A 26149-nucleotide genomic window follows, 5' to 3' on the forward strand; every position below is an offset into this window, starting at 1 on the left:
GGCGGGCATGCGCCGCTCTCTAGGATGGGGAGGTGGGCGCGGCATCCGAGTGCCCGTCGACATGTCTTCAGGAGTTCCACACGTGGCGCTGATCGTCCAGAAGTACGGCGGCTCGTCCGTCGCCGACGCCGAGAGCATCAAGCGGGTCGCGAAGCGCATCGTCGACGCCCGACGCGCCGGGCACGACGTCGTCGTGGCCGTCAGCGCGATGGGCGACACGACCGACGAGCTGATCGACCTCGCCGCGCAGGTCGCTCCCATCCCGGCGCCGCGCGAGCTCGACATCCTGCTGAGCTCGGGCGAGCGCATCTCGATGGCGCTGCTGGCGATGGCGATCCACTCGATGGGCTTCGAGGCACGCTCGTTCACCGGCAGCCAGGCCGGCATGATCACGACCGCCGACCACGGCTCGGCGCGCATCGTCGACGTCACGCCCGTGCGGCTGCGCGAGGCGCTGGACGAAGGGGCCATCGTCATCGTCGCGGGCTTCCAGGGCTTCAACCGCGACACCCGCGACATCACGACGCTCGGTCGCGGCGGCTCCGACACGACCGCCGTGGCGCTCGCCGCCGCCCTCGACGCCGACGTCTGCGAGATCTACAGCGACGTCGACGGCATCTTCACCGCCGACCCCCGCGTCGTGCCGAAGGCCCGCAAGCTCGAGGTCGTGTCCGCCGAGGAGATGCTCGAGCTCGCCGCCAACGGCGCCAAGGTGCTCTACATCCGCGCCGTCGAGTACGCCCGCCGGCACGGCGTCATGATCAACGCCCGCTCCACGTTCAGCTCCGGCCGCGGCACCTTCGTGCTCGGCCCCGGCATGACCGTCCCCGAAAGCCTCGCTCCCGACAGCACAGAGGAGTCCCCCATGGAAGAGCCCATCGTCGCCGGTGTCGCCACCGATCTCGGCCAGGCCAAGATCACCGTCATCGGCGTGCCGGACGTTCCCGGCAAGGCGGCCGAGATCTTCACGGTGATCGCCAAGTCGGGGGCCAACGTCGACATGATCGTCCAGAACGTGTCCGCCGCGGCCACGGGCCGCACCGACATCTCCTTCACGCTGCCCAAGTCGGATGCCGCGACCGCCCTGCGGGCGCTCGCCGCCGAGCAGGCCGGCATCGGGTTCGAGAGCCTCGTGCACGACGACCAGATCGGCAAGCTCTCCGTCGTCGGCGCCGGCATGCGCACCCACTCGGGCGTCTCGGCGACGCTGTTCGAGGCGCTGTCGACCGCGGGCGTGAACATCGAGATGATCTCGACCTCGGAGATCCGCATCTCGGTCGTGCTGCGCGGCGACGACCTCGCCCAGGCCGCCCGCGTCGTGCACACGGCCTTCGGCCTGGACAGCGACACCGAGGCCACGGTCTACGCCGGCACCGGCCGCTGACGGCCCCATCACACGGCATCGCGCCCGGAGCGGGCCGTCCGCCCCACACGGGCCGATATGGCGGGCATCCGCCGTCCTTCGGCAGATCGCCTGCCCTCGGCCGGCGATAGAATCACTCAACCCCACCTCTCTCGCAAGGATCCCTCATGACCCGCATCTCTGACTCAGGACTGAACGTCGCCGTCGTCGGCGCCACCGGACAGGTCGGCACGGTCATGCGCGAGATTCTCGCCGAGCGCTCGTTCCCGATCCGCGAGCTGCGGCTGTTCGCGACGGCCCGCTCGGCCGGCACGGCCGTCGAGTTCGGCGGCGAGACCGTCATCATCGAAGACATCGCCACGGCGGATCCGACCGGCATCGACGTCGCCCTGTTCAGCGCGGGTGCCACCGGCTCGCGGGCGCACGCCCCGCGCTTCGCCGAGGCCGGCGCGATCGTCATCGACAACTCGAGCGCGTGGCGCATGGACCCCGAGGTCCCGCTCGTGGTCAGCGAGGTCAACCCGCACGCGACGGTGAACCCGCCCAAGGGCATCATCGCCAACCCCAACTGCACCACGATGGCCGCCATGCCCGTCCTCAAGCCCCTGGATGCCGCCGCGGGCCTGGAACGGCTGATCGTCAGCACCTATCAGGCCGTGTCGGGCTCGGGCCTCGCGGGCGCCCAGGAGCTGCTCGGCCAGGTCGAGGGCGTGCTGGCCCAGGGCCACACGCTCGATCTCGTCCACGACGGATCGGCCGTCGACTTCCCGCAGCCCGAGAAGTACATCGCCCCCATCGCGTTCGACGTCATCCCCTTCGCGGGCAACCTCGTCGACGACGGCGACAACGAGACCGACGAGGAGAAGAAGCTCCGCAACGAGAGCCGCAAGATCCTCGAGCTGCCCGAGCTCCGCGTCGCCGGCACGTGCGTTCGCGTGCCCGTCTTCACCGGCCACTCGCTCTCGATCCACGCGGAGTTCCGCGACGACATCACCCCCGAGCGGGCCCGCGAGATCCTGGCATCCGCTCCCGGGGTCGCGCTGGAGGAGGTGCCGACGCCGCTGCAGGCCGCCGGCAACGACCCGAGCTACGTCGGTCGCATCCGCGCCGACCAGTCCGCGCCCGAGGGCAAGGGCCTCGTGCTGTTCATCAGCAACGACAACCTGCGCAAGGGCGCCGCGCTCAACGCCGTGCAGATCGCCGAGCTCGTCGCCGCGCGCCTCACCGCGACGACCGTCTGACGCCACGGCGCACGCCCGCGGCATCCGCGGAATTGAGCGCGGGCGAAAGAACGGCGAGAGTTCACGGCGAGGGATGCCGCGGCACGCGGAGACCGTGCAAAACGGCACCTAGACTGGATCATTGTGAGTGAACCCGTCGACGTCGTCCTGATCGGCGGTGGCATCATGAGTGCCACCCTCGGAACCCTGCTGACGCAGTTGCAGCCGGACTGGAAGATCGTGGTGCTCGAGCGGCTCAGCGATGTCGCCGAGGAGTCCTCCAACGCCTGGAACAACGCCGGCACCGGTCACGCGGCGCTCTGCGAGCTCAACTACATGCCGGAGGCCGCAGACGGCTCCGTCGACCCGGCCAAGGCCATCGCGATCAACGAGCAGTTCCAGCAGAGCCGCCAGCTGTGGTCCAGCCTGGTGGAGCGCGGCGTCCTGGACGGCCCGTCCACCTTCATCAACGCGACCCCGCACATGACCTTCGTGCGCGGGGAGAAGGATGTCGCGTACCTCAAGAAGCGCTACGAGGCGCTGCGCACGCAGCCGCTGTTCGAGGGCATCGAGTACTCCGAGGACTCCCGCGTCATCAACCAGTGGGCGCCGCTGCTGATGCAGAAGCGGAAGAAGGCCGACGAGCCGTTCGCCGCCACGCGCGTGCCGGCCGGCACCGACGTCGACTTCGGCTCGCTCACGCGCCAGCTCTTCTCCCACCTGCAGGAGCAGGGCGTGGAGGTCGTGACCAACCGCGAGGTGCGAAAGCTCCGCAAGAACGCCGACGGCACCTGGAAGGTGTCGTACCGCCACACGCTCGGGCGCACGCCCGGCAGCTTCTCGGCGCGGTTCGTTTTCGTGGGCGCCGGCGGCTGGGCCATCAAGCTCCTGCAGTCCTCGCGCATCCCCGAGATCTCCGGCTACGGCGTCTTCCCGATCGGCGGGCAGTGGCTGAAGACCTCGAACCCCGCGATCGTCGCGCAGCACAAGGCGAAGGTGTACTCGCAGGCCTCGGTCGGCGCGCCGCCCATGTCGGTGCCCCACCTCGACACGCGCGTCGTCGACGGCGAGGCCTCGCTGCTGTTCGGCCCGTTCGCGACCTTCAGCCCGAAGTTCCTCAAGAACGGTCGCATCACCGACATCGTCGCGCAGGTGCGCCCCGGCAACATCGGCCCGATGCTCAAGGTCGCCGTCGACAACCCCGGGCTCATCAAGTACCTCGTCAGCGAGCTGCTGAAGAACCACAAGAAGAAGGTCGACTCGCTCCGCGACTTCATGCCCACCGCGAAGGACGAGGACTGGGAGCTGCTCCAGGCCGGCCAGCGCGCACAGGTCATGAAGAAGGACCCGCAGAAGGGCGGCGTCCTGCAGTTCGGCACCGAGGTCGTCACCTCCGCGGACGGCTCGATCGCGGGTCTGCTGGGTGCCTCCCCGGGGGCGTCGACCGCGGCATCCATCATGCTCGGCCTTCTCAAGACGTGCTTCCCCGACCGCATCGCCGAGTGGGAGCCGGAGCTGCGGGCGCTCATCCCGAGCTACGGCTCGACGCTCAACGGCGACCCGGCTGCCGCGGACGCGTCGCTGACCGCGACCTCCGCCGTGCTGGGCATCAACCGCTGACCCGCGGCATCCCCCTCGCATGGCCAAGCTCTATTTCCGCTACGGAGCGATGAACTCCGGAAAGTCGACGGCGCTGCTGCAGGCCGCGTTCAACTACGAGGAACGCGGACAGCACGTCCTTCTGGCCAAGCCGGAGATCGACACGAAGGGTGCCGACCAGATCTCCAGCCGGCTCGGGGTGGAGCGCGAGGTCGACTTCCTCATCGCTCCGGATGCCGATCTGCGTGCGCTCGTCGCCGAGCACGCCGCCCGCTACGACGGCGCGGTCGCCTGCCTGCTCATCGACGAGGCCCAGTTCCTGACGCCGGAGCAGGTCGACGACCTGTTGCGGATCGTGGTCGACGACGGCATCCCGGCTCTCGCCTACGGCATCCGTACGGACTTCCAGACCCGTGCCTTCCCGGGCTCTGCGCGCCTGCTCGAGCTCGCGCACAGCCTCGAAGAGCTGAAGACGATCTGCCGGTGCGGGAGGAAGGCGCTGTTCAACGCGCGGCTCGTGGGCGGGCGGTTCGTCTTCGACGGCGATCAGGTCGCGATCGACGAGCTGTCGCACGAGAAGGTGACCTACGAGTCGATGTGCGCGGAGTGCTATCTGCGCGAGTCGGGCGGCCGCCTCAGCTGACGGCGTCGCCCGACGCGCCGCGGCGTCGGGGGAGCGGCACGAGCATCGACGTCGTCCGGCGGTAGTCGGCGTATTCCGGATACTTGCTCGCCGAGATCGACTCGGTGAACACGGTCGAACCCAGGAACAGCAGGGTCAGCAGCACGGCGCCGACGATGGTGGGATTGATCACCCCGCCCCAGAAGCCCGCGCCCGCGACGACCGCCGACGTCGCCCCGATCGCGTAGAAGACCCACCACTGCGCCTGTTCGAAGAAGAAGTTCGGATGCCGGCTGTAGGCGAACAGCCCGCGGGCGAGGAACCCGGTCGCCTCTCCCCGCGCTTTGGCGCGATGGAACTCCCACTGCTGCTGGTCGGCGACGGTCTCTGCGCTCAGCAGCCCGAGGAAGAGCAGGGCCAGGATGACGTCTGCGGGTGCGAGCGGGGCGGGATGCTGCCAGGCCGTCCAGGCGGGCAGGGTGATGAGCACCAGGAGCGTCATCTGGTACACGACGATGAACAGCAGGTTGAAGAGCTGGAAGAGTGCGGCCGGCATGCGCGCGCGGAGGATCGCCCACCGGTAGTCCTCGACTCCCGAATATCCGCCCTTGCGGGCGAAGTTGAACGTCAGCCGGGCGCCCCACGCCGTGACCAGCACGGCCATCAGCACGAGTCTCACGGCATCCTGACCCGACGCGAGCCCGGCCGCGGCGAAGATCCAGACGTACACGACGGGGACGATCGACCACAGCCGGTCGACCCACGACGTGTCGCGGGTGAGGAGCGAGGCGATCCAGCAAAAGGCCGACGCGAGCGCGGCGACGACGATGACGGCCAGAAGCGGGTTCATTCTCCGAGCGTAGGGCCGGAGTCCGACACGGCGAGGATTTTTGCCGGTCGGTCCGACGTGCGCTAATGTGGCCTGACCATATAGGAAGCGGCGGGAGGCGACGATGGCGGAGAACGCTCCGGCGCGCGCATGGCGTGTGGTGCTCGAGAAGATCGAGGCCGATCTGCTGAGTGGGGCCCTCGGCCCCGGCGACCGGCTGTCGCCCGAGCGCGAGCTCGCCGCGACCCTCGGCGTGGGGCGCTCCAGCGTGCGTGAAGCGCTGCGCGTGCTCGAGGTCATGGGGCTCATCCGCACCGCGACGGGCTCCGGTCCGACGGCGGGCGCGATCGTGACGGCGACGCCGCACGGCGGTCTCGCCCAGCTGCTGCGCCTGCAGGTGGCCGCCCAGGGCTTCCCGATCCCCGACGTGTACGAGACGCGGCTCCTGCTGGAGGAGTGGGCGGTCGCGCATCTGGCCGATCTCGACGAGCCCGATCTGGCCGAGGCGCGCGCGACGCTCAAGGCGATGGAGGATGCCGGCCTCACGGCCGACGACTTCCTCGCGCTCGACGCCCAGTTCCACCTGCGCCTGACGGATGCCGCGGGCAACGTGGTCGTCGCCGCCACGATGGCGGGCCTGCGCACCACCATCGAGAGCTACATCCGTGCCGGCGCCCGCCGGATCGATGATTGGGACGCCACGGTCGCGCGGCTCCACCGCGAGCACGGCGACATCCTCGCCGCCATCGACGACGGCGACGCCGCGCGTGCCCGCGACCTGGTGCGGGCGCACATCACGGCCTACTACGCCGACGCGGGCATGCCCGCGCCCTCCGACGCCGTCGTCCCGACGGAGGGTTGAGCCTCCGCCCGCGGGGCGTTAGCGCAGCGGGAGCGTCGGGATCAGCGCCGTCAGGTATTCGGCGGTGTGCTCCCAGCCGTCGACCGCCTGGCAGGTCACGCCCATCGCGAGCACCGGGTAGTCGTTGCCGTGCTCGTCCAGACGGTCGCCGACGAAGAGCATGTCGTCGAGCGGGATGCCGGTGACCTCGGCGAGCTTGCGCATGCCGTAGGCCTTGTCGATGCCGCGGTGGGTGATGTCGACCGAGGTGGAGCCGCCGGAGCGGACCTCGAGGTCGGGGATGCGAGCCGCGACGGCGTCGCGAAGCGCGTTCTTCTTCTCGCCCGTCGGGTCCCAGGCCATCTTGGCCTCGAGCGGGGCGGTCTGTCCGAGCGCCGAGAACGTGATCTGGGAGCTGCGATCCTCGAGGATGTCGCCCCAGGGCTCGGCCTCCCACAGCCCGAGGCGCTGGGCCTCCTCCTCGACGGCGGCGAGGGCGCGGGACTTCTCGTCCTCCGTCAGCGCGTGCGCGTACACCGTGCGCACCCCGTCCGCCTCGAGCCGGTAGTACTGCGTGCCGCACGTGGGCATGAGGTGGAACCGGTCCAGCGTGGCCGCATCGGCGGCCGGGAGCCGGTCGACGACCTGCGTCTGGAACTGCTGCAGCTGCCCGCCGGAGATGATCGCCACCTCGACGCGTGCAGCGAGGTCGAGGAGCAGATCGCCGATTCGCGCATCGATCGCGCTCTTGGACGGCGCGAGGGTGTCGTCGAGATCGAAGGCGATCAGGCGCGGGGTGGTCATCGGGTGTGCTCCCATCCGGTGAGTGAGCCACGAGAGGCTCCGCCTGACGATACAGGCGGAGCCTCTCTGCTGTCGGGGTGACAGGATTTGAACCTGCGGCCTCTTCGTCCCGAACGAAGCGCGCTACCAAGCTGCGCCACACCCCGTGGCAACCCCCCGAGTCTACCCCGGCAGGGGCCGTGCTGACGAATCGAGAGGGCCATCGATTGCGTCGCGGGCGCGCAGGGTGAGCACCGAGGCCTCCGGACGGCATCCGAAGCGCACCGGCGCGTAGATCGAGTGTCCGAGTCCCGCCGACACGTTCAACGGGACGCGGCGACCGGCGGCGCTCCAGCTGCTGAGGCCGCGCGCCTGGTCGAGCGGGATGTCGCAGTTCGCGACGATCGCCGACCGCGAGAAGGGGACCCGCACCTGTCCGCCGTGCGTGTGGCCCGCGAAGATCGCCTCGGCTCCCAACTCGACGAAGCGGTCGAGCACGCGGCGGTACGGGGCGTGGGTGACGCCGACCGCGAGGTCGGGGGCGGGCGAGCGCCGGAAGGCGCGGGGGCGTCGAGCGGCGTCGAGAGCACCGGGGAGGGCTGACAAGTCGTCCCACTCGCGGTGCGCGTCGCTGACGCCGAACGTCTCGAGTCGCAGGCCCGCCACCTCCAGCATCGCGGCCGTGTTGTTGAGATCGGTCCAGCCCAGCTCGTCCGTGAAGTACGCGTTCATCGCGGCCGTGTCGAGCCGCTCCGCGCGGTGCGGACGTGAGGACGGCCCCTGGAAGTAGCGCAGCGGGTTGCGCGCCGACGGACCCGTGACGTCGTTCGAGCCGTGGACGAAGACGCCCGCGACGGAGCGGAGAGGAGCGAAAGCGGTGCGGATGCCGCGCAGCCCGTCGGCGTGACCCAGGTTGTCGCCGGTGTTCACGACGAGGTCGGGCTGGGTCGCCTCGGCCAGGCGCGCGATCCACTCCTGCTTGCGGTGCTGCCAGGGCGCCATATGCGCATCCGACAGATGGAGCACGGTGATCGACGGCGAGCCGACCGGAAGGATCGCGAGCTCATGGCGGCGCACCGTGAACAGGAACCGCTCGATGCACGTGCCCCAGACGGTCGCCCCGACGGCGACCGCCCCCGCCGCCGAGACGGCAGCGAGGGCGGTACGACCGGGCGTCACGAACGTCCGCCGCAGTTCTTCGCCTGATACTGGACGGTCACCTGCGCGCCACGGCTCACCACGGTTCCGGCGGCCGGGTCGGTCCCCGTCACGGTCCCGTCGTCGCTGGCCGTGGGGGAGACGGTGCACTGACCGGTGACGGCGAAGCCGGCGGCCTTCAACGTGTCCTGGGCGTCCTTCCAGGTCGTGAACCCGCCCGGCACCGCCACGCCCTGGCCGTTGCTCGGACGGATGGTCACCGTCGTGCCGCCCGCCACGCGACCGGCGCCGGGGTCCTGCTGGATGATCGTGCCGGCCGCTTCCGTGCCGTCCACCGCGTCGCCGACCGTGACCGAGAACCCGGCCGTCTGCAGCGTCTGGGTGGCCCGGTCTACCGTCATGCCGATCACCGAGGGGAGGTCGGCCAGCTGGCGCTTCGTGAGCGCGGCGTCGGGGCCGGGGAACGCGTCTCCGCCGAACTTCGCGTTGGCGGCGCCCTGCATGGCGGGCCAGATCGAGTTGCGGATGCGCGAGAGGACGTAGCCGTTCTCGTAGTGGTCGCTCAGGAGCGCGTCGCCCTCCACGTTGCCGACCCAGACCACGGTCGCGACCTTCGTCGACGAGCCGTCCATCCAGGTGTGCAGGTACTCGTGGATACCGGTCTTGCCGAACACCGGGACGCCGTCGCCGATCCGTGCGCCGGAACCCGTGCCGCTCATGACGCCCTCCAGCGTGTACGCGGCGGTGTTCGCCACGGCCTCGCTCATGGCGGGGGAGCAGCTCGTCTGCGGCGTGATGTCGTTGCCGTCCGCGTCGAGGGCCTTGTCGATGGACTTCGGCTGGCAGAGCACGCCCTTCGCGGCGATCGAGGCGTAGACCTCGGCCATGTCCAGCGGCGCGACGGGCTGGTCGCCGAGCACGTTGTACGCGAGGTTTGTCTGATCGAGCGGGCTGCCGTCACCCATCATGACGCCCATCTTCATCGCGAGCTGGTTCGTCGAGCAGACCGAGATCTTCTCGGCCATCGTGAGGAAGCCCGAGTTCAGCGAGTCGCGGGTGAAGTTGTAGACCGTGCCGGTGTAGCCGGGGTTGTTCTCGAAGTTGCCGACCTGTCCGCCGCCGCTGTTACCGGCGACCACGTTCTGGATCGTGCCGTTGCACTGGTCGATCTTCTTGGCTCCGACGCGCCCGTTGAGGGTCTCGTTGACGGAGTGTCCCTGCTCCAGCCAGTTCAGCAGGCTGAAGACCTTGTAGGTCGATCCGGCCGAATGTCCGCCGCCGCCGCCGTTGATGGCACGCACGTTGTAGTTGACCTGGGTCGTGGGACCGTTGGTCGCGGCATCCTCGATCGAGTACGGACGGTTCTGGACCATCGACAGGATGCGGCCGGTACCCACCTCCACCTGCACGCCGGAGGCGCCGAGGTTCATGTAGTCGACGGTCGCCGGGACGATCGAGATCGCGTTGAGCCCGTCCTGCTGGAGAGTCGGGTCGAGCGTCGTGTAGATCTTCATCCCGCCGCGCCGGAGGTTGGCGGCGCGCGTGTCGTCATCGTCGCCGAAGGCGGGGTCGGTCAGCAGGATGGTGCGCACGTACTCGCAGAAGAACTCCGCGCCGGCCGCCGTCTGGCAGCCCTGCGTGCGGTCGGTGATCTTGGGCTCGATCGGCGAGGCCTTCGCGGCGTCGTACTCCTCCTGGGAGATCTTGCCGTTGTCGAGCATCCGGCCCAGGACGTAGTTGCGACGCTCGAGCGTCAGCGCGTAGCCGTCGGCGGCGCTGTTGACGGGATTGCCCGCCTTGTCGGTCGTCGAGCCGTCGGGGCGGTCGATGCGGTACACGTTCGGCGCCTGCACCATGCCGGCGATGGTCGCGGCCTGCGCGATGGTGAGGTCGGCGGCCGAGACGCCGAAGTAGTGCTGCGCAGCGGCTCCGATGCCGTAGACGAGGCCACCGAAGTTCGTGATGTTGAGGTAGCCGAGGAGGATCTCGTCCTTCGAGTACATCTTCTCCAGCTGGATGGCGTAGCGCATCTCCTGGAGCTTGCGCTGGTAGCCCTCGGCGCCCTCGTTGGCGGTCGTCGTGGCGTAGCAGGCGCTCACTTCGTCGTCGTTGGTGGCCTTGCGCTCGCAGTTCTGCTGCAGCACGTTCTTGACGTACTGCTGGGTGATGGAGGATCCACCGCGGTTGGAGCCGCTGGAGGCGTTGCCGACGAGCGCGCTCACGGTGCCGAGCAGGTCGACGCCGCCGTGCGTGTAGAAGTTCTTGTCCTCGCTGGAGATGATCGCGTCGTACATGACCGGGTTGACCTGGTCGAACGTGACCGGGATGCGGTTCTGGTCGTAGAACTCCGCCATCAGCATGTCGTTGCCGTTGGCATCCTTGCGGTACATCTCGGTCGGCAGCATCAGCGGGTCGATCTGCAGGAAGCCCGGCATGTTCTCGAACGTGTCGAGAGCGCTCGAGGCCGCGTACCCGGAGACCGCGATCGCGGGAGTCACTGTCGCGGTGATGAGGATGCCGGCGACAGCGCTCAGACCGACGAGTCCCGCGAGGCCACCGAGCACACCGGTGGCCGTCCGTTTGAGTTGGGGCATAGGCTTGATGGTAAGGGACAACCCTGGGGGATCCCTCGGTGCGCCGGGGCGCGCCCCCCGCTCCATCGCACCGATTCCGGGAGTTCGCATGACCACGTGGGAGTACCTCACGACGCCCCTGTTGATCCACAACACGGCCGCCATCCTGAACAACTGGGGCAAGCAGGGGTGGGAGCTCGTGCAGGTCGTGCCGGGGCCGGAAGGCGGACTGGTCGCCTACTTCAAGCGGCCGGTCGGCGGCGGCGCCGCCAACGGCGGGCTCGGAGCCGCGGCCGTGGCCGCCCAGCAGTTCGGGGAGGACGCGTGAGCATCGCCGGTCGCCTGAGCGAGCTCGGCATCGAGCTGCCCGCCGTCGTGCCGCCGGTCGCCGCGTACGTGCCCGCCGTCGTCCACGGCGATCTCGTCTACACGTCGGGCCAGCTGCCCATGATCTCCGGCGCGCTTCCGGCGACGGGCAAGGTCGGCGAGGGGGAGGGGCTCGTCCCGGCATCCGAGGCGCAACGTCTCGCGCGGCAGAGCGCGCTGAACGCCCTGGCGGCCGCCGCCGCGGCGGTCGGCGACCTCGAACGCCTCACCGGTGTCGTCAAGCTCACCGGCTTCGTCGCGTCGGTCCCGGACTTCACCGGGCAGCCCGGCGTGATCAACGGAGCGAGCGAGGTCCTCGGCGAGATCTTCGGCGAGGCCGGCCGACACGCACGATCAGCGGTCGGCGTGCCCGTCCTTCCCCTCGACAGCCCCGTCGAGGTCGAGGTCGTCTTCTCCTTCGCCTGACCCGTGCCCAGGGGGAGGCGTCGGCGATGACGCACTTCCGCCGGGCCGTGAATTAGGTTAGCCTCACCTAAGAGCTTGGTGAGAGCCGGGGCGGCGACTGTTGGTAGCGGCAGCCGCCCCGGCGCCTCATCGGCTCATCGAGCGCCCGCACGTGTGCGGGCGCCGCACCGAGTGCCGAGAGGCACTCCAACCCTACTGATTGGAGTACTCCCTCATGTCCCGTACCCTGCGAAAGCGCACGATGGCCGCCTCGATCGCCGGCCTCACGCTCGCCCTCGTCGGACTCGTCGGCGTCCCCGCGTTCGCGGCGACCGGCCTGAGCCCGGCGCCGTCCGTGGATGCCGCCGGCAACCGCTACTTCGTCGACGGCGACAGCACGACGACGACCGTCACCGGCCTCGCCGCCAACACCGACTACTACGTCGGCCTGTGCTCGAACACCAGCTATCTCTTCGGCATCCCCGCGTGCGCCGGCTTCCAGACCGTGACGACGGACGCCTCGGGTGCGTTCACCGCCACCGTCGCCCTGGAGAGCAACGGCGCCAACACGCACGCCTCCGCACCCGGACAGCCCGCGACGGTGAACTGCACCGCCACCAACGCGTGCGCGATCAAGGTCGCGACCCACGGCACCAGCAAGCAGATCGTCGACCAGAGCGTCTCGTTCCGCGTCGAGCAGTAGTCGCACCCCCTCCCCGGACGGGTGGGGCCGGTCGCCGCGACCGTGTCCCCACTGCGGCGCGCCCCGGCGCCGGTCCCACCCGTCCTCCCCTTCTCCTCCACCCGACCGAGGTACTTCCGCATGTCCGCGCGCCGCCGCATCCCCGCGTTCACCGCCGTCCTGGCCCTTCTGGCGGGACTGCTCGCCGTCCTCGCCCCGGTTCCCGCCGTGGCCGCCCCCGCCGAGATCGGCGCGGGGAGCGTGCACTGGGGCATCAAGGAGTCCTGGCGCAACTACATCGGCGCCGGGGTGATCATGACCGGCGGCGTGACGCGGGCGGCGGACGGCGCCTTCGACTTCCCGGTCACGGCAGGCTCGTTCGGCGACGGCAACGCGCTCACGGTGCAGCTGGGCGGCACGGTGCGTTTCGCGGCGTACTGCGACGACAACGTAGCCTTCACGTCGTGCCTGCTCGACTCGACGTTCTCCGGCCTGCAGCTGACCATCTCCGCCGACAGGCAAGAGCTCCGAGGAGACTACGAGGGCATCTCCCGGGACACGCCCGGGGGCGCGATCACGCGCTACGAGGACGTCGTGATCGCCACGATCGATGCGCTCGGGGCGAGCCCGGTCGTGGGCGACGGCACGACGGCCTGGCCCGCCATGCCCACGGTGGCCGGCGACGGCTTCCCGCTCTATCCGGTCGGCACGACGATGGATCCGGTCTCGCTCACCTACGCCGGCCCCGGCGGGGCGCCCGATCTGGGCGAGCACTGGAGCGTTCCGGGCGCGCCCGCCTTCACGCCCGCCGCGACCTGGGTCGGCGCCGTCAATCCGGCCAGCCGCGATGCGTTGGTCGGCGCGACGGCGCTGCACGTCGTCGAGCGGGCGACGAGCACCGCGACGGCGCTGACCGTGAGCGCGCTCGATCCCGCGACCCTCCAGCCGGCCGGCGCGGTCGAGGTGCCGCTCGCCGCGAACGCCGCGTACGCCGTCGCGAACGACCCGGCATCCGACCGCGTGTTCGTGCTCACCCAGGTGCGCACCACTGTCGGCGGGGTGCGCGGCGGCGACGCCACCCTGACCGCGCTCACCTGGACGGGCGGCAGCTACGAGACGGCCACCGTGGGGACGATCACGGGGACGGCGTACACCCTCAACGCGATGGCGTGGAACGCGGTCGCGAACGAGATCGCCGTCATCACGCAGGTGCGCGGCACCGCGGCCGACCGCTTCACCCTCACGCGGTCGGCAGGCGGCACGGGTGCCCTCGTCTCCGTGCCGATCGTGCTGCCCGCCGATGCGACCGACGCGCAGCGCGCCGCGGACCTGTTCGGAAGCTCCGGCCCGAAGGCGGGCGGCACACTGGTCGCGCTCCGCGACGGCAGCTACCTCGCCGTCGGCAAGCTCGCCGAGGGCATCCCGCTGCCGGCGCGCCACCTCGTCGTGGGCGCCCAGACGGCGACCGCGGCCTTCGTCGCCGACACCGTTCCGACCACGCAGCCCTATGCGGCCGAGTGGAACCAGTACTTCACCTACGAGCTCGCCGCGACCGCGGCCGACGGGGCGGTGATGCTCTACAGCGCCAACTGGACGGGCGTCGTCGGCTACGCGGATGTGATCGCGGGATCGGTCCGCATGCTCGCGAACGACGTCGGCATCGGCGTCCAGGGCTACGCGGACCAGGCGGGCTCCGACGCCGCGCACGGCCTCGACTACGTGCTCAGCCAGACGGCGGCCTCGATCGACGTGCTCCGCGACCACCGCCTGGTCGCCAGCATCCCGATCGCCGGATTCGCCCGCGACGCCCTCAGCCGCGACGTGTTCGCCGTCCTTCCCGACGGCTCCGTCATCGTGCAGGTCGCGGATGCCGCGACGGGACGGCGGGCGCTGCAGCGCCTCGAGCTCGCGGGCATCGCTCCCGTCGTGACCTCCGACCCCGCCGACCGTGCCGTAACGCTCGCCGCCGGCACGGCGTCGACGGCCATCGCTTTCCAGGCGACCGGCACCGGTCAGGTGCAGTGGCAGATCCGTCCGTCCGGCGCCACCCGGTTCGCCGACATCTCGGGGGAGACCTCGCCGCTTCTCGCGCTCGAGGCCACCGTCAACACCGACGGCACCCAGGTTCGTGCCGTCTTCGCCACCCCCGGCGGCCGCGTCGCCACCGCGCCGGCGACGATCCGGGTCACGACCGCCCCGATCGTCGAAGCCCAGCCGACGGCGCCGACGGTGTATGTCGGTCAGCCTTACGAGCTCTCGGTGCTCGCGTCCGGCAACCCCGCTCCCACCGTGTCCTGGCAGCGCCGCTCGGGAGAGGACTGGGTCGAGGTGGCCGCGGGCGTCGACGGGAGCAGGCTGACGGTCGACGCGGCGCCGTTGAGCGACGACGGCGCCGTGTACCGCGCCCGGCTCTCGAACAGCGTCGACACCGTCTACAGCGCCGAGGTGCGCGTGAGCGTGCGGGAGCGGCCCTCGGTCCCCGAGACGACGACCTACACGGGAGTCGTCCTCGAGTGGACCGGCGCTCCGGAATGGCAGCACCGTCCCCCCAACGGCAGCGCCGCGAACTACTTCTCGGCGGGCGTCTCCGACGGGACGACGGCGACCTACCGTGCGCGCGGCGACGGCGCCGAGATCGTGCAGCGCGCCGCCGACGGCTCCACCGCGACCGCGACGTGGGACACGCGCGGCAGCCATGTCGACGCGGGCGGGCAGGCCGCGCAGCTGATGCGATTCACCGACGGCACCGCGGTGCTCGATGCGAGCGGCGCGGCCACCATCACCTGGCCGGGTGAGGTGAGCGTGAACTTCTACGACGGGCTCGTGCCGTTCACCCTCTCCCATCCCCGGCTCGAGGTCTCGGCCGACGGCGTCGGCTCCCTGACGGCCGATCTCTCCGGCTACGCCGGCGACATGTCCGATCCGGACAAGCCGAAGGAGGCCGTCGCGCCGCAGACGGGCGTCACGGTGGCCACGCTGCGCGGCGTCGTCGTCGACGCGCAGCGCGGCTTCGTCGTCACGCCGGACTTCGCGGGCGTCGAGATCGACGCGCGCGGCGGAACCCCGCAGATGCGGTCGGGCTCCGGGTGGGGGTCGTGGCCCCAGCCGTTCGTCGACTTCCACGCGACGACCCATCTGGCCGCCTACTTCTATTCGACCGGCGGATCGATGGATGCCGCGAAGCGGCCGGCATCCTTCGCCGTCGGGTTCTCCGGAGCGACCCCGACCACCCCGACCACCCCCGAGGTCCCCGTCGTCACGCCACCCGTGATCGCGCCGAGCGCACCGACCACGGTCGTGCCCACCCGCGAGGGCGCCCTGCTCTGGGGCGTGAAGTCCTCCTTCCGCAGCTACATCACCGGGCCGATCGCCAAGGGGGCCATCGCGGTCTCCGGCGGCGCGAGTGCGGCGGACGGCCGGTTCCGCTTCGGGCAGACCGGGCGCGACCTCGCCGACGGGCGCGGCACCGCGAGCTACGGCGGTGCGGTGCGGTTCACCGGACACTCCGGCGTGCTCGACCTCACCTTCAGCGACCCGCAGGTGCGGATCGACTCGGCATCGGCCGGAGCGCTGATCGTCAGCGTGGGCGGTCGACGCACCGAGCTGGCCGCGCTCGACCTGTCCGCCGGCACCCGCAGCGATGCGGACGGCGCGATCGCCTACACCTCCGTGCCCGCGACCCTCACGGCGTCGGGCGCCGGCGTGTTCTCCTACGGATCGTCGCAGTTCTACGGCGCCGGCACGGCGATGGACGCGGTCACCTTCGTCGTCGGCGCGGATGCGGCGCCCGGCTCCGCCGCACCGTCGCAGACGGTCGCGTCCGCCGCCGCGGGCGCGGCGTGGGTCCCTCCGGCCGACCCGCCCGCCCGCACCGGGCTCACGGTCGACCCCGCCTTCGCTGCCGGCGTGCCCGCGGGCGGCGAGATCGCGGCCTCGGGAAGCGGCTTCGCCCCCGGCGAGACCGACATCAAGGTCGTCGTGTACTCGAGCCCGGTGGTCCTCGAGTTCGCGCTCACCGCGGACGAGAACGGTGTCGCCGCCTGGCGCGGGCTGCTCCCGGCGACGCTGGCGCCGGGGGAGCACACCCTGACCTTCCAGGGCGCGCAGCTCGCTCTCGGTGCGCCGATCACCGTTCTCGCCCCGCTCGCGATGAGCGGCTGCACCGTGCGGGACGCGTCGCTCGACTGGGGGTTCAAGGAGTCGTTCCGCTCCTACATCTCCGGCTCGATCGCCCACGGCGAGTGGACCGTGGCCGACGGCGCCGCCTACAGCACACCCGTCTTCCAGTGGCGCGGCGGCACCGGGACGGCCGACATCGCCGGGGGGACCGGTCAGGTCGACTTCACCGGAACGGTGACCTTCACGGGCCACGACGGCCTCTTGCACACCACCGTCGGAAATCCGCGCATCCGCCTCATCGACTCGACCCGGGCCCAACTGCTCCTGGACGTGTCGGGGCTCACGATGGACGACGCTCTGGCCGGGCGCACGGAGAACGTCGTGACGGCCGTCGCGGTGCCCTTCGCCGATATCGACCTGACGCAGGGCGACGTCTCCCGCACCGCCGACACGATCACGGTGACCGGGGCCGCCACGACGATCACGGCAGAAGGCTCAGCCGCCTTCCCGAACTACCCGGCGGGCACCGCGTTCGACCCGATCGACTTCTCGGTCGCGGTCACCGACTGCGCCGCGCAGGTGCTCACCGACGGCGACGTGCCGCAGGCGACGCAGCCGACGGCGGATGCCGGGACGCCGGCGCTCCCGGTGTGGGCGTGGCTCCTGATCGCCGGCATCGCGCTGCTGTGCGCGGCCGCCGGCTCCGTGGGCACCGTCCTGGTGATGCGCCGGCGCGGGAAGGCCGGTGATCCTACGACGTCGGCGTGATCTTCGACTGGATGGTGGACATGACCATCGTGTCGGCGAGGGTCGTGGTGTCGCCGACCTCGCGTCCCTCGGCCACGTCGCGCAGCAGCCGCCGCATGATCTTGCCCGAGCGGGTCTTCGGCAGCTCGGTGACGATGTAGACGTCGCGCGGACGCGCGATCGGGCCGATCTGCTCACCGACCCAACGGCGCAGGACATCGACGATACCCGCGGCGTCGTGCGCCTTGAGGAAGGACTCCTTCAGCACGCAGAAGGCGACGACCGCCTGGCCGGTGGTCTCGTCGGACGCGCCCACCACCGCCGCCTCGGCGACGGCCTCGTTGCCGACCAGCGCCGATTCGATCTCGGTCGTCGAGAGCCGGTGGCCTGAGACGTTCATGACGTCGTCGACGCGCCCGAGGAACCAGACGTCGCCGTCCTCGTCGAGACGTGCGCCGTCGCCGGCGAAGTAGAAGCCCTTGTCCTGGAACTTCTCCCAGTAGGTCTCGACGAAGCGCTCCGGGTCGCCCCAGATGCCGCGGAGCATCGACGGCCACGGCTGGGTGATCACGAGGAGGCCGCCGTTGCCGTTGCCGACGTGGGTGCCCTCGTCGTCCACGACGTCGATGCCGATGCCGGGGAGCGGCACCTGCGCCGAGCCGGGTTTGGTCTCAGTCACGCCGGGCAGGGCGGAGACCATGATGGCTCCCGTCTCGGTCTGCCACCAGGTGTCGACGATGGGAGCGGTGTCGCCGCCGATGATCGAGCGGTACCACATCCATGCCTCTGGGTTGATCGGTTCGCCCACCGAGCCGAGCAGGCGCAGCGATGACAGGTCGAAGCGCTGCGGGATCTCGCGGCCCAGCTTCATGAACGATCGGATGGCCGTGGGCGCCGTGTAGAGGATCGTCACGCCGTACTTCTCGACCAGTTCCCACCAGCGGCCGGGGTGCGGGCTGTCGGGAGTCCCCTCGTACAGCACCTGGGTCGCGCCGTTCGCGAGCGGACCGTACGTCACGTACGAGTGACCGGTGATCCAGCCGATGTCGGCCGTGCACCAGAAGACATCCGTCTCGGGGTGCAGGTCGTGGACGACCCGGTTGGTGAACGCGGCCTGGGTGAGATATCCGCCCGAGGTGTGCAGGATGCCCTTCGGCTTTCCGGTGGTCCCCGACGTGTACAGGATGAAGAGCGGGTTCTCGGCGGGGAACGGCTGCGCCTCGTGTTCGGCGGATGCCGCCGGCACGGCGTCGTGCCACCAGATGTCGCGCCCCTCGATCCAGGCGACCTCGTTCTCGGTGCGCCGCACGACCAGGACGTGCTCCACCGTCTCCTGCGGTCCCGCACCGCGGTCGCCGAGCGCCTGATCGACCGCCGGCTTCAGCGGGGACACGCGGCCCTTGCGGTAGCCGCCGTCGGCGGTGATGACGAGCTTCGCGCCGGCGTCGTCGATGCGGGAGCGCAGGCTGTCGGCGGAGAAGCCGCCGAAGATGACCGAGTGGATGGCGCCGATCCGCGCGACGGCGAGCATCGCCGCGATCGCCTCGGGGATCATGGGGAGGTAGATCGCGACCCGGTCGCCGGCGCCGACGCCCAGCTCCTGCAGCACGTTCGCCGTGCGCTTGACCTCCTCGGTGAGCTGCGCGTAGGTGATGCGGCGCTCATCGCCGGGCTCGCCCTCCCACAGCAGCGCGACGCGATCGCCGTTGCCCTCCGCCACGTGGCGGTCGAGGCAGTTGTAGGCGACGTTGAGCTCTCCGTCGGCGAACCACCGGGCGAAGGGCGGCTGCGACCAGTCGAGGACCTCGGTGAACGGGGTGTGCCAGTGCAGCGCGCGGGCCTGCTCGGCCCAGAACGCCTCACGGTCGGCATCCGCGCGCGCGTACAGGTCGGCCGTGGCGATCGCGTCGGCGGCGAACGCGGGGGAGGGGGCGAACCGACGGGTCTCGTTCAGCAAGTGGTCGATCTGGCTGCTCATCTGCGCGCTCCTTTGCGGCGGGGACGGGACCGTGTCCCGGACGATTCACGAAATCTAGCGACGGCCTCCGACGTGCACCACCTCCGGAAGTGGGGAGCGACGGACATCCGATATATCAGTGGAAACACGCGGTTTCGATTGGAGTGGTGCCGCGCGTCTGCGTAAGCTCGATCCGGCCGAACTTCGATTCAGGCAGCGCGACTCCCGACCACCCCCGATTCCGGGATGTCGCGTGGCGGCATCCCATCTCCCCCTATGGGATGCCGCCTTCTCTCTTTCCGGCGAAGACTCCTCCCCAACGTCGCGCCGACGGGCACTGTCCACGGATGCCGCCGCCCACCCCGAGCGCAGGCGTCGGCCGGACCTACCGTCGAGGCATGTCCGAGCCGTTCGTCGTCCGTCGCCGCGAGAGCCGGCGCGTTCCCGAATCCGTGCGCCGGACCCCGATGGTCGATGCGGCGGCGGCCGCGGCGTCACCGGCGGCTCCGCTGCGGCGGCCGGAGCGCAGACCGCTGCCCGACCATCCGGCACTCGACCCCCTCCGCCATCTGCTGGGCGATCCGCAGATCACGGACGTGTTCATCAACGGCGTCGACGGCCTCTTCGTCGACCGTGGTCGCGGCGTCGAATCCGTGGAGGGTTGGCGCCTGGGAGCGGACGACCTGCGCGCGCTGGCCGTCGCTCTCATCGGCGTCGGCGGACGCCACCTCGACGATGCCACACCGCTCGTGGACGTCCGGTGGGAGCACGGCGCACGGGTGCACGCGGTGCTCCCGCCGGTGGCGTGCTCGGGCACGGCCATCTCGATCCGTCTCCCGCAAGTCGGCATCCCCGATCTCGACGAGCTCGTGCGCGGCGGTCTGTGCGATGCCGAGACCGTCCGCCGCCTCGACGCGCTCGTGACGGCGCGCCGGAACGTCCTCATCTCCGGTGCGACCGGGGCCGGCAAGACCACCCTGCTGTCGGCGCTGCTGGGACGTGTTCCCGCCCGGGAACGCATCGTGACCATCGAGGACGTCGCCGAACTGCGCATCCGGCATCCCCACCACGTCCGCCTCGAGGCGAGACAGCCCAATCTGGAGGGCGCCGGGGCGGTGCCGTTGGCGCGGCTCGTCCGCGAGGCCCTGCGGATGAGGCCCGACCGCCTCGTCGTGGGGGAGTGTCGCGGCGAGGAGGTGCGAGAGCTCCTCACCGCGCTCAACACGGGACACGACGGCGGCGCCGGCACCGTCCATGCCGGCAGCATCCGCGACCTTCCGGCCCGGCTGGAGGCGCTGGGCGCGCTCGCGGGCATGGACGATCGATCGATGGCGCGTCAGGTCGTCAGTGCCATCGGCGTGGTGGTCCACGTCGAGCGGGGCGCCGACGGCATCCGGCGCGTCTCGGGAATCGCTCGGCCCGCGCTCGACGACAGTGGCCGCCTGCGCATGGAGGTCGGATCGTGAGCGCCCGTCGGCCCGCAGAGGCCTCCGACGCCGCGGCGACCGTCCAGAAGGTGTCGGTCCTCCTCGAATCCGGCGTCGCGCCCGGCCGGGCGTGGGAGCTGCTGGCCGAGGACGGTGATCCCGTCGCGCTGCGGGTCGCGACGGCTCCCGACGGGCCCGGCGCCTCCGCCGCGCTGCGCGCACTGGGCGGCGCGTGGGTCGATGTCGCCGCCGCGTGGCAGGTCGCGGAGACCGTCGGCGCGCCGCTCGCATCCAGCCTCCGGCGGTTCGCCGACGCGCTGCGCGGCGCCCAGGAGGCGCGCGACGACGTGCGCGTGGCGCTGGCCGACCCGACGGCCACCGCGCGTCTCGTCACGTGGCTCCCGGTCGTCGCGGTGCTCCTCGGCATGACGCTGGGCTTCGACCTCGTCGCGGCGCTCACCCAGCCGATCGGCATCGCGTGCGCGGTCGCAGGCGTCGCACTGATGCTCGCCGCACGCGGCTGGACGAAGCGCCTGGTGGCGCGCGCCCAGCCCGACGACCGCCTCGCCGGCGTGCAGGCGGAAGTCGTCGCCATCGCCCTGTCCGGGGGCGTGTCGATCGATCGGGCGCTGGCGACGGCGGAGGGTGCCGGCGCCGGACGGATCGCGCCCGACGTGCACGCGGTCCTGCGGCTGTCGCAGCGGGCCGGCGCCCCGGCCGTCGACCTCCTCCGGGCGGGTGCCGCGGAGCAACGCCGTGCCGCACGCACGGAGGGCCGGTTGCGTGCGGCCCGTCTGGGCGCGTCGCTGCTGCTGCCGATGGGCGTGTGCACCTTGCCCGCCTTCCTGCTGCTGGGCGTCGCCCCGCTGCTGCTCTCGGTGGTCGGCGGCGCATCCCTGCCGCTCGGCGCACCATCGGCACCGCCCTAGCCCTCGCCGACTCGGCGGCACATCGCCGCCGTCACCCCGTGCCCGCTCGTCCACCGTCACGAAAAGGAGATCCCATGTCACTCTCATCACTCGACCGCCCCTCGCCGAGGACCGCGACCGCGTCGCTGCCGCCGTTGAGCGCTCGACGCGCCCGCGCCCTGTACGCCGACGAGGACGGTGCCGCCACGGCGGAGTACGCCGTCGCGACGATGGCGGCCGTCGCGTTCGCGGGGCTGCTCGTCGTGATCATGCGCAGCGACGAGGTGCGCGGCATCCTCACCGATCTGGTCCGCCGCGCACTCACGGTCGCATGAGTCGCCGGGACGATGACGGCGGTTCGGCGACCGCAGAGTTCGCCGTCATCGTTCCCGCGGTGCTGCTGCTCGTGGCACTGACCGCGGGCGCCGTGTCCGCGGTGGGACGGCAGGTGCGGCTGGAGCATGCGGCCGCGCAGGCCTCGAGGCTCGCCGCGCGCGGCGAGCCCGATCGCGCCGGCGAGATCGTGCAGGCGATCGCCGGTGGACACGTCGCCGGGGTCACCGCCGACGGCGATCTCGTGTGCGTCACCGCGACGGCGTCCCCCGGCATCCCGCTTCCGCTGCCCGAGCTGCGGGCCCGCTCCTGCGCCCTCGACGGCGGACGGTGACGACAGTGACGATGAGGGGGGATCGCTGATGTCGGGGGCAGCGGCCGCGCTCGCCGCGGTCGCCGTCGCGTCCGCCGTCGCGGTCGGTGTCGTGACCGCCGGGGCGGCGGCGGTCGTCGGAGCCCGCGCGGCCGGCATCGCGGATGCCGCAGCCCTCGCCGCCGCCGATACGGCCGCGGGCCTCGTGTCGGGGACGGCGTGCCAACGCGCCGTCGATGTCGCGGCCGTGGCGGGTGCCGCGGTCGTGGCGTGCACCGTGGTCGGAACGACCGCGACGGTCCGTGTCCGCCTCGGGTCGGGGGTGCTTGCCGCGGAGGCTCGCGCGCGGGCCGGGCCCCCTCCCGGTGATGGGTGAGGCGGCGGCTCCCAGCGTCCTCCACGTCGAGCGGTGTGTATGGTGTGCATCGGAGAAAGGACGCCACGTGGCAGCTGTCAAGAGTGCTGGGGGCAAGAAGCTCGTCATCGTCGAGTCGCCGACGAAGATGAAGTCGATCCAGGGATACCTGGGCGACGGATACGAGGTGCTCAGCTCGGTCGGTCACATCCGTGACCTCGCGGACAAGAAGGACATCCCCGCCGAGCTGAAGAAGACCTCGGTCGGAAAGTACTCGATCGACATCGAGAACGGCTTCACTCCTCTTTATGTGGAGAGCGAGCGCGGCAAGAAGACCGTCGCCGAGCTCAAGCGCGCCCTCAAGAACGCCGACGAGCTCCTGCTCGCCACCGATGAAGACCGCGAAGGCGAAGCCATCGCGTGGCACCTGCTCGAGGCCCTCAAGCCCAAGGTCCCCGTCAAGCGCATGGTGTTCCACGAGATCACCAAGGACGCCATCCGCGCCGCCGTCGATAACACCCGCGAGCTCGACCTCGCCCTCGTCGACGCGCAGGAGACGCGCCGCATCCTCGACCGTCTGTACGGCTGGGACGTCTCCGACGTCACGCGCCGGAAGGTCGGACAGGGCACCTCCGCCGGGCGCGTGCAGTCGGCTGCGACGCGCCTCGTCGTCGACCGCGAACGCGAGCGCATGGCCTTCGTCTCGGCGTCGTACTGGGATGTCGAGGCGCTCGCCGCCTCCGGCGGCGAGTCGTTCGCCACCCGCCTGGCCCGCCTCGACGGCGCTCCGCTGGCGCGCGGCACCGACTTCGACGATGCCGGACAGCTGAAGAAGGCCGTCGTCGTCCTCACCGAATCGCAGGCGCGCGAGCTGGCCGCCGCGATCGAGGCGGGCGGGGAGGCGACCGTCACGGCCGTCGAGGCCAAGCCCGGAACCCGCAGCCCCAAGCCCCCGTTCACGACCTCCACGCTCCAGCAGGAGGCCGGTCGCAAGCTCTCGATGAGCGCGAAGCACGCCATGGGCGTCGCTCAGCGGCTCTACGAGAAGGGGTACATCACCTATATGCGCACCGACTCGACCGCGCTGTCCACGCAGGCGGTCACGGCGGCGCGTACCCAGGCCGTGGCGCTGTACGGCGACAAGGCGGTGCCGGCCAACCCGCGCAGCTACCGCAACAACAGCAAGAACGCGCAGGAGGCGCACGAGGCGATCCGTCCCTCGGGCGACTCCTTCCGCACCCCGGCATCCGTGTCGTCGTCGCTGGACCGCGACGAACTGCGCCTGTACGACCTCATCTGGAAGCGCACCGTCGCCTCGCAGATGTCCGACGCCAAGTACGAGACCACCACGGTGACGCTCGAGACCGAGGCGGCCGGCCGCACGGCGTCGTTCACGGCATCCGGCACCGTGTACACCTTCAAGGGCTTCCTCGAGGCGTACGAGGAAGGGCGCGACGAGAAGCGCGGCGACGCCGACAAGTCCGACGACCAGTCGCTGCCGCCGCTGGCCGTCGGCGACGTGCTCTCGCTGCACGACGTCGAGCCGAAGGGGCACGCCACCAGCCCCAAGCCCCGCTACACCGAGGCGTCGCTCGTGAAGGCGCTGGAGGAGAAGGGCATCGGTCGTCCCTCGACGTTCGCGAGCATCATCGACGTCATCATCAACCGCGAGTACGTCACCAAGCGCGGTCAAGCGCTCGTGCCCAGCTGGTTGGCGTTCAGCGTCGTGCGGCTGCTCGAGGAGCACTTCGCCGACCTCGTCGACTACGACTTCACGGCCGCGCTCGAAGACGACCTCGACGCGATCGCGCGCGGCGAGCAGCAGCGCGTCGCGTGGCTGCAGGAGTTCTACTTCGGCTCCGAGAACCACGTGGGCCTTCGTCACATCCTCGACAACCTCGGCGAGATCGATGCGCGCGAGATCAACGCGACGAAGATCGGCGAAGTCGCCACCCTGCGCTTCGGCCGGTACGGCCCCTACCTCGACGTGCCCAACGAGGATGGCACGTCGCGCATCGTCAACGTCCCCGGCGATCTGGCCCCCGACGAGCTCACCCCCGAGAAGGCGCGCGAGCTCATCGACGCCCCGATCGCCGGCGACCGCGTGCTCGGACAGAACCCCGAGAACGGGCGAGACATCGTGGTGAAGGACGGTCGCTTCGGTCCCTACCTCGAAGAGGTGCTCCCCGCCGAGCCCGAGCCGGAGCCCGCGCCCGTCGCCGAGGCCGCGGCCGAGTCGGCGCCGAAGAAGCGGGTCGCGAAGAAGAAGGTCGAGGCGCCCAAGCCGCGCCGCGCCTCGCTCTTCAAGAGCATGTCGCCCGAGACGATCGACCTCGAGACCGCGCTGAAGCTCTTCTCGCTTCCGCGCACCGTCGGTGTCGACCCCGAGACCGACACCCCGATCACGGCGCAGAACGGCCCCTACGGTCCGTACCTGAAGAAGGGCACCGACTCGCGTTCGCTCGCGGGCGAGGACCAGATCTTCGACATCACCCTCGAGCAGGCGCTCGAGATCTACGCGCAGCCGAAGTACGCCAACCGCGCCGCGAGCTTCCTCAAGGAGTTCGAGGCCGATCCGGTGTCGGGCAAGCCCATCCGCATCAAGGACGGCCGCTTCGGCGCGTACGTCACCGACGGGACCACGAACGTGACGATCCCGCGCGGGCAGACCGCCGACGACATCACCTTCGAGGTCGCGGTGCAGATGCTCGCGGACAAGCGTGCGAAGAGTCCCGCGCCCAAGCGCACGACCCGCCGGACGACCACGACCACGCGCAAGCCGGCCGCCAAGAAGAAATGACCCGCGGACTGTGGGTCACGTTCGAGGGCGGTGACGGCACCGGGAAGACGACGCAGGCGAGCCTCCTCGAGCGCTGGCTGCGCGATCAGGGGCGCACGGTCCTGCGCACCCGTGAACCCGGCGGCACGGAGGTCGGCGTCCTGATCCGCGACATCGTCCTGCACCACCGGGGCGAGGTCGCCCCGCGCGCGGAGGCGCTGCTCTACGCGGCGGATCGCGCCCAGCACGTCGCGACGCTCGTGCGACCCGCCCTCGACCGCGGCGAGGTCGTCATCCAGGACCGCTACCTCGACTCGTCGGTGGCCTACCAGGGTGCAGGGCGTGTGCTGGATGCCGACCAGGTGCGCGAGCTGTCGCTGTGGGCCACGGAGGACGCGCTTCCGGACGTGACGGTGCTCCTCGACCTCGATCCGGCCGCCGCCCGTCGGCGACTGGATGCCGCCGACAAGCCCTTCGACCGTCTCGAGGCGGAGAAGGCCGAGTTCCACGATCGTGTCCGCGTCGCGTTCCTGAGCCTGGCCGCCGCCGATCCGCAGCGGTTCCTCGTGCTCGACGCCGCGCTCCCCGCCGCCGAGCTGGCCGCCGCCATCCAGACCCACATCGCCCACCGCCTCGCCTGACCCACCCACCCCACCCCGCCGAGCCGCCATCCCGCGCCCGAGCCGCCACGCCCCGGGCCGGACGCGCCGTGGCGGCTCGCACAAGACATGGCGGCTCGCCGCTGGGGGGAGAACTCCCTGGGGGTGTCC

Annotated in this window: 21 protein-coding genes and 1 tRNA gene; 16 read left to right on the forward strand and 6 right to left on the reverse strand. The window is 71.0% G+C overall.

Going from position 1 to position 26149, the window contains the following annotated elements; genetic code table 11:
- Window positions 1–82: 82 nt before the first annotated feature.
- The 4 genes from L0965_RS04600 (at window position 83) to L0965_RS04615 (ending at window position 4825) form a co-directional block, all read left to right on the forward strand.
- Complete coding sequence (locus L0965_RS04600) at window positions 83–1384, forward strand: aspartate kinase (protein ID WP_101305812.1); 1302 nt, start codon at window positions 83–85, stop codon at window positions 1382–1384.
- Window positions 1385–1530: 146 nt separating this feature from the next.
- Window positions 1531–2604 carry an aspartate-semialdehyde dehydrogenase gene (locus tag L0965_RS04605; RefSeq protein WP_060958315.1) on the forward strand — a complete coding sequence of 358 codons (1074 nt, stop codon included), beginning with the start codon at window positions 1531–1533 and terminating at the stop codon, window positions 2602–2604.
- A 123-nt stretch (window positions 2605–2727) separates the two neighbouring features.
- Complete coding sequence (locus tag L0965_RS04610; protein WP_101305813.1) at window positions 2728–4203, forward strand: malate:quinone oxidoreductase; 1476 nt, start codon at window positions 2728–2730, stop codon at window positions 4201–4203.
- A 19-nt stretch (window positions 4204–4222) separates the two neighbouring features.
- Window positions 4223–4825 carry a thymidine kinase gene (locus L0965_RS04615; protein ID WP_101305814.1) on the forward strand — a complete coding sequence of 201 codons (603 nt, stop codon included), beginning with the start codon at window positions 4223–4225 and terminating at the stop codon, window positions 4823–4825.
- On the opposite strand, the gene L0965_RS04620 is transcribed toward L0965_RS04615, so the two are convergent.
- Complete coding sequence (locus L0965_RS04620) at window positions 4818–5654, reverse strand: DUF1295 domain-containing protein (protein WP_101305815.1); 837 nt, start codon at window positions 5652–5654, stop codon at window positions 4818–4820. The two genes, L0965_RS04615 and L0965_RS04620, sit on opposite strands and share 8 nt — an antisense overlap.
- Window positions 5655–5757: 103 nt before the next feature.
- Here L0965_RS04620 and L0965_RS04625 point away from each other — a divergent pair, with 103 nt between their 5' ends.
- A complete protein-coding gene (locus L0965_RS04625) occupies window positions 5758–6495 on the forward strand; it encodes a FadR/GntR family transcriptional regulator (protein WP_101305816.1) in 738 nt (245 codons plus the stop codon).
- 18 nt (window positions 6496–6513) lie between these two features.
- Here the strand turns inward: L0965_RS04625 and L0965_RS04630 are convergent, their stop codons facing one another.
- The 4 genes from L0965_RS04630 to L0965_RS04645 all read right to left on the reverse strand — a co-directional run bounded on the left by L0965_RS04630 (window position 6514) and on the right by L0965_RS04645 (window position 11009).
- A complete protein-coding gene (locus L0965_RS04630) occupies window positions 6514–7278 on the reverse strand; it encodes an HAD-IIB family hydrolase (RefSeq protein WP_101305817.1) in 765 nt (254 codons plus the stop codon).
- A 72-nt stretch (window positions 7279–7350) separates the two neighbouring features.
- Window positions 7351–7424, reverse strand: a tRNA-Pro gene (locus L0965_RS04635).
- 16 nt (window positions 7425–7440) lie between these two features.
- A complete protein-coding gene (locus L0965_RS04640) occupies window positions 7441–8436 on the reverse strand; it encodes a metallophosphoesterase (protein WP_060958321.1) in 996 nt (331 codons plus the stop codon).
- Window positions 8433–11009 (reverse strand): transglycosylase domain-containing protein, encoded by a 2577-nt coding sequence (locus L0965_RS04645; protein ID WP_101305818.1) that lies wholly within the window; start codon window positions 11007–11009, stop codon window positions 8433–8435. The genes L0965_RS04640 and L0965_RS04645 overlap by 4 nt, the downstream gene beginning before the upstream one ends.
- An 88-nt stretch (window positions 11010–11097) precedes the next feature.
- Between L0965_RS04645 and L0965_RS04650 the strand changes: the two genes are divergently transcribed.
- From L0965_RS04650 to L0965_RS04665, 4 genes are all read left to right on the forward strand, one after another.
- A complete protein-coding gene (locus L0965_RS04650; protein WP_061782358.1) occupies window positions 11098–11316 on the forward strand; it encodes a DUF4177 domain-containing protein in 219 nt (72 codons plus the stop codon).
- Window positions 11313–11780: a RidA family protein gene (locus L0965_RS04655; RefSeq protein ID WP_101305819.1), complete on the forward strand. Its 468-nt coding sequence runs from the start codon at window positions 11313–11315 to the stop codon at window positions 11778–11780. The genes L0965_RS04650 and L0965_RS04655 overlap by 4 nt, the downstream gene beginning before the upstream one ends.
- Window positions 11781–11994: 214 nt before the next feature.
- Window positions 11995–12462, forward strand: a complete 468-nt coding sequence (locus tag L0965_RS04660) for a hypothetical protein (protein WP_101305820.1) — start codon at window positions 11995–11997, stop codon at window positions 12460–12462.
- Window positions 12463–12582: 120 nt separating this feature from the next.
- Complete coding sequence (locus L0965_RS04665; RefSeq protein ID WP_101305821.1) at window positions 12583–17328, forward strand: HtaA domain-containing protein; 4746 nt, start codon at window positions 12583–12585, stop codon at window positions 17326–17328.
- Here the strand turns inward: L0965_RS04665 and acs are convergent.
- Entirely contained in the window at window positions 17312–19285 is a 1974-nt protein-coding gene (gene acs, locus L0965_RS04670) for an acetate--CoA ligase (protein WP_101305822.1), read from the reverse strand. The two genes, L0965_RS04665 and acs, sit on opposite strands and share 17 nt — an antisense overlap.
- A gap of 377 nt (window positions 19286–19662) precedes the next feature.
- On the opposite strand from acs, the gene L0965_RS04675 reads away from it, so the two are divergent.
- The 7 genes from L0965_RS04675 (at window position 19663) to tmk (ending at window position 26020) form a co-directional block, all read left to right on the forward strand.
- Window positions 19663–20730: a TadA family conjugal transfer-associated ATPase gene (locus L0965_RS04675; protein WP_101305823.1), complete on the forward strand. Its 1068-nt coding sequence runs from the start codon at window positions 19663–19665 to the stop codon at window positions 20728–20730.
- Window positions 20727–21620 carry a type II secretion system F family protein gene (locus L0965_RS04680; protein ID WP_234057949.1) on the forward strand — a complete coding sequence of 298 codons (894 nt, stop codon included), beginning with the start codon at window positions 20727–20729 and terminating at the stop codon, window positions 21618–21620. The genes L0965_RS04675 and L0965_RS04680 overlap by 4 nt, the downstream gene beginning before the upstream one ends.
- A gap of 74 nt (window positions 21621–21694) precedes the next feature.
- Complete coding sequence (locus L0965_RS04685) at window positions 21695–21934, forward strand: DUF4244 domain-containing protein (RefSeq protein ID WP_060960476.1); 240 nt, start codon at window positions 21695–21697, stop codon at window positions 21932–21934.
- Window positions 21931–22266 (forward strand): TadE family type IV pilus minor pilin, encoded by a 336-nt coding sequence (locus tag L0965_RS04690; RefSeq protein ID WP_101305825.1) that lies wholly within the window; start codon window positions 21931–21933, stop codon window positions 22264–22266. The genes L0965_RS04685 and L0965_RS04690 overlap by 4 nt, the downstream gene beginning before the upstream one ends.
- Window positions 22267–22294: 28 nt before the next feature.
- Window positions 22295–22621, forward strand: a complete 327-nt coding sequence (locus tag L0965_RS04695; RefSeq protein WP_101305826.1) for a helicase — start codon at window positions 22295–22297, stop codon at window positions 22619–22621.
- Window positions 22622–22748: 127 nt separating this feature from the next.
- Window positions 22749–25400: a type I DNA topoisomerase gene (gene topA, locus L0965_RS04700; RefSeq protein WP_232784043.1), complete on the forward strand. Its 2652-nt coding sequence runs from the start codon at window positions 22749–22751 to the stop codon at window positions 25398–25400.
- On the forward strand, window positions 25397–26020 hold the full coding sequence (tmk, locus tag L0965_RS04705; protein ID WP_061782570.1) for a dTMP kinase: 624 nt from the start codon (window positions 25397–25399) through the stop codon (window positions 26018–26020). Before topA ends, tmk begins: the two co-directional genes overlap by 4 nt.
- Window positions 26021–26149 lie beyond the last annotated feature (129 nt).

Origin of the sequence: Microbacterium sp. NFH-22A-Y (assembly GCF_021401375.1) — a bacterium.
GTDB lineage: Bacteria > Actinomycetota > Actinomycetes > Actinomycetales > Microbacteriaceae > Microbacterium > Microbacterium hominis.

Excerpts from the sequence above, each read along its gene's own strand:
- L0965_RS04690 (WP_101305825.1), top strand. The coding sequence starts at position 21,931 with ATGAGTCGCCGGGACGATGACGGCGGTTCGGCGACCGCAGAGTTCGCC.
- L0965_RS04660 (WP_101305820.1), top strand. The coding sequence starts at position 11,995 with ATGTCCCGTACCCTGCGAAAGCGCACGATGGCCGCCTCGATCGCCGGC.
- L0965_RS04650 (WP_061782358.1), top strand. The coding sequence starts at position 11,098 with ATGACCACGTGGGAGTACCTCACGACGCCCCTGTTGATCCACAACACG.
- L0965_RS04630 (WP_101305817.1), bottom strand. The coding sequence starts at position 7,278 with ATGACCACCCCGCGCCTGATCGCCTTCGATCTCGACGACACCCTCGCG.
- L0965_RS04620 (WP_101305815.1), bottom strand. The coding sequence starts at position 5,654 with ATGAACCCGCTTCTGGCCGTCATCGTCGTCGCCGCGCTCGCGTCGGCC.
- L0965_RS04695 (WP_101305826.1), top strand. The coding sequence starts at position 22,295 with ATGTCGGGGGCAGCGGCCGCGCTCGCCGCGGTCGCCGTCGCGTCCGCC.
- L0965_RS04615 (WP_101305814.1), top strand. The coding sequence starts at position 4,223 with ATGGCCAAGCTCTATTTCCGCTACGGAGCGATGAACTCCGGAAAGTCG.
- L0965_RS04665 (WP_101305821.1), top strand. The coding sequence starts at position 12,583 with ATGTCCGCGCGCCGCCGCATCCCCGCGTTCACCGCCGTCCTGGCCCTT.
- acs (WP_101305822.1), bottom strand. The coding sequence starts at position 19,285 with ATGAGCAGCCAGATCGACCACTTGCTGAACGAGACCCGTCGGTTCGCC.
- topA (WP_232784043.1), top strand. The coding sequence starts at position 22,749 with ATGAAGTCGATCCAGGGATACCTGGGCGACGGATACGAGGTGCTCAGC.
- L0965_RS04645 (WP_101305818.1), bottom strand. The coding sequence starts at position 11,009 with ATGCCCCAACTCAAACGGACGGCCACCGGTGTGCTCGGTGGCCTCGCG.
- L0965_RS04685 (WP_060960476.1), top strand. The coding sequence starts at position 21,695 with ATGTCACTCTCATCACTCGACCGCCCCTCGCCGAGGACCGCGACCGCG.
- tmk (WP_061782570.1), top strand. The coding sequence starts at position 25,397 with ATGACCCGCGGACTGTGGGTCACGTTCGAGGGCGGTGACGGCACCGGG.
- L0965_RS04625 (WP_101305816.1), top strand. The coding sequence starts at position 5,758 with ATGGCGGAGAACGCTCCGGCGCGCGCATGGCGTGTGGTGCTCGAGAAG.
- L0965_RS04675 (WP_101305823.1), top strand. The coding sequence starts at position 19,663 with ATGTCCGAGCCGTTCGTCGTCCGTCGCCGCGAGAGCCGGCGCGTTCCC.
- L0965_RS04605 (WP_060958315.1), top strand. The coding sequence starts at position 1,531 with ATGACCCGCATCTCTGACTCAGGACTGAACGTCGCCGTCGTCGGCGCC.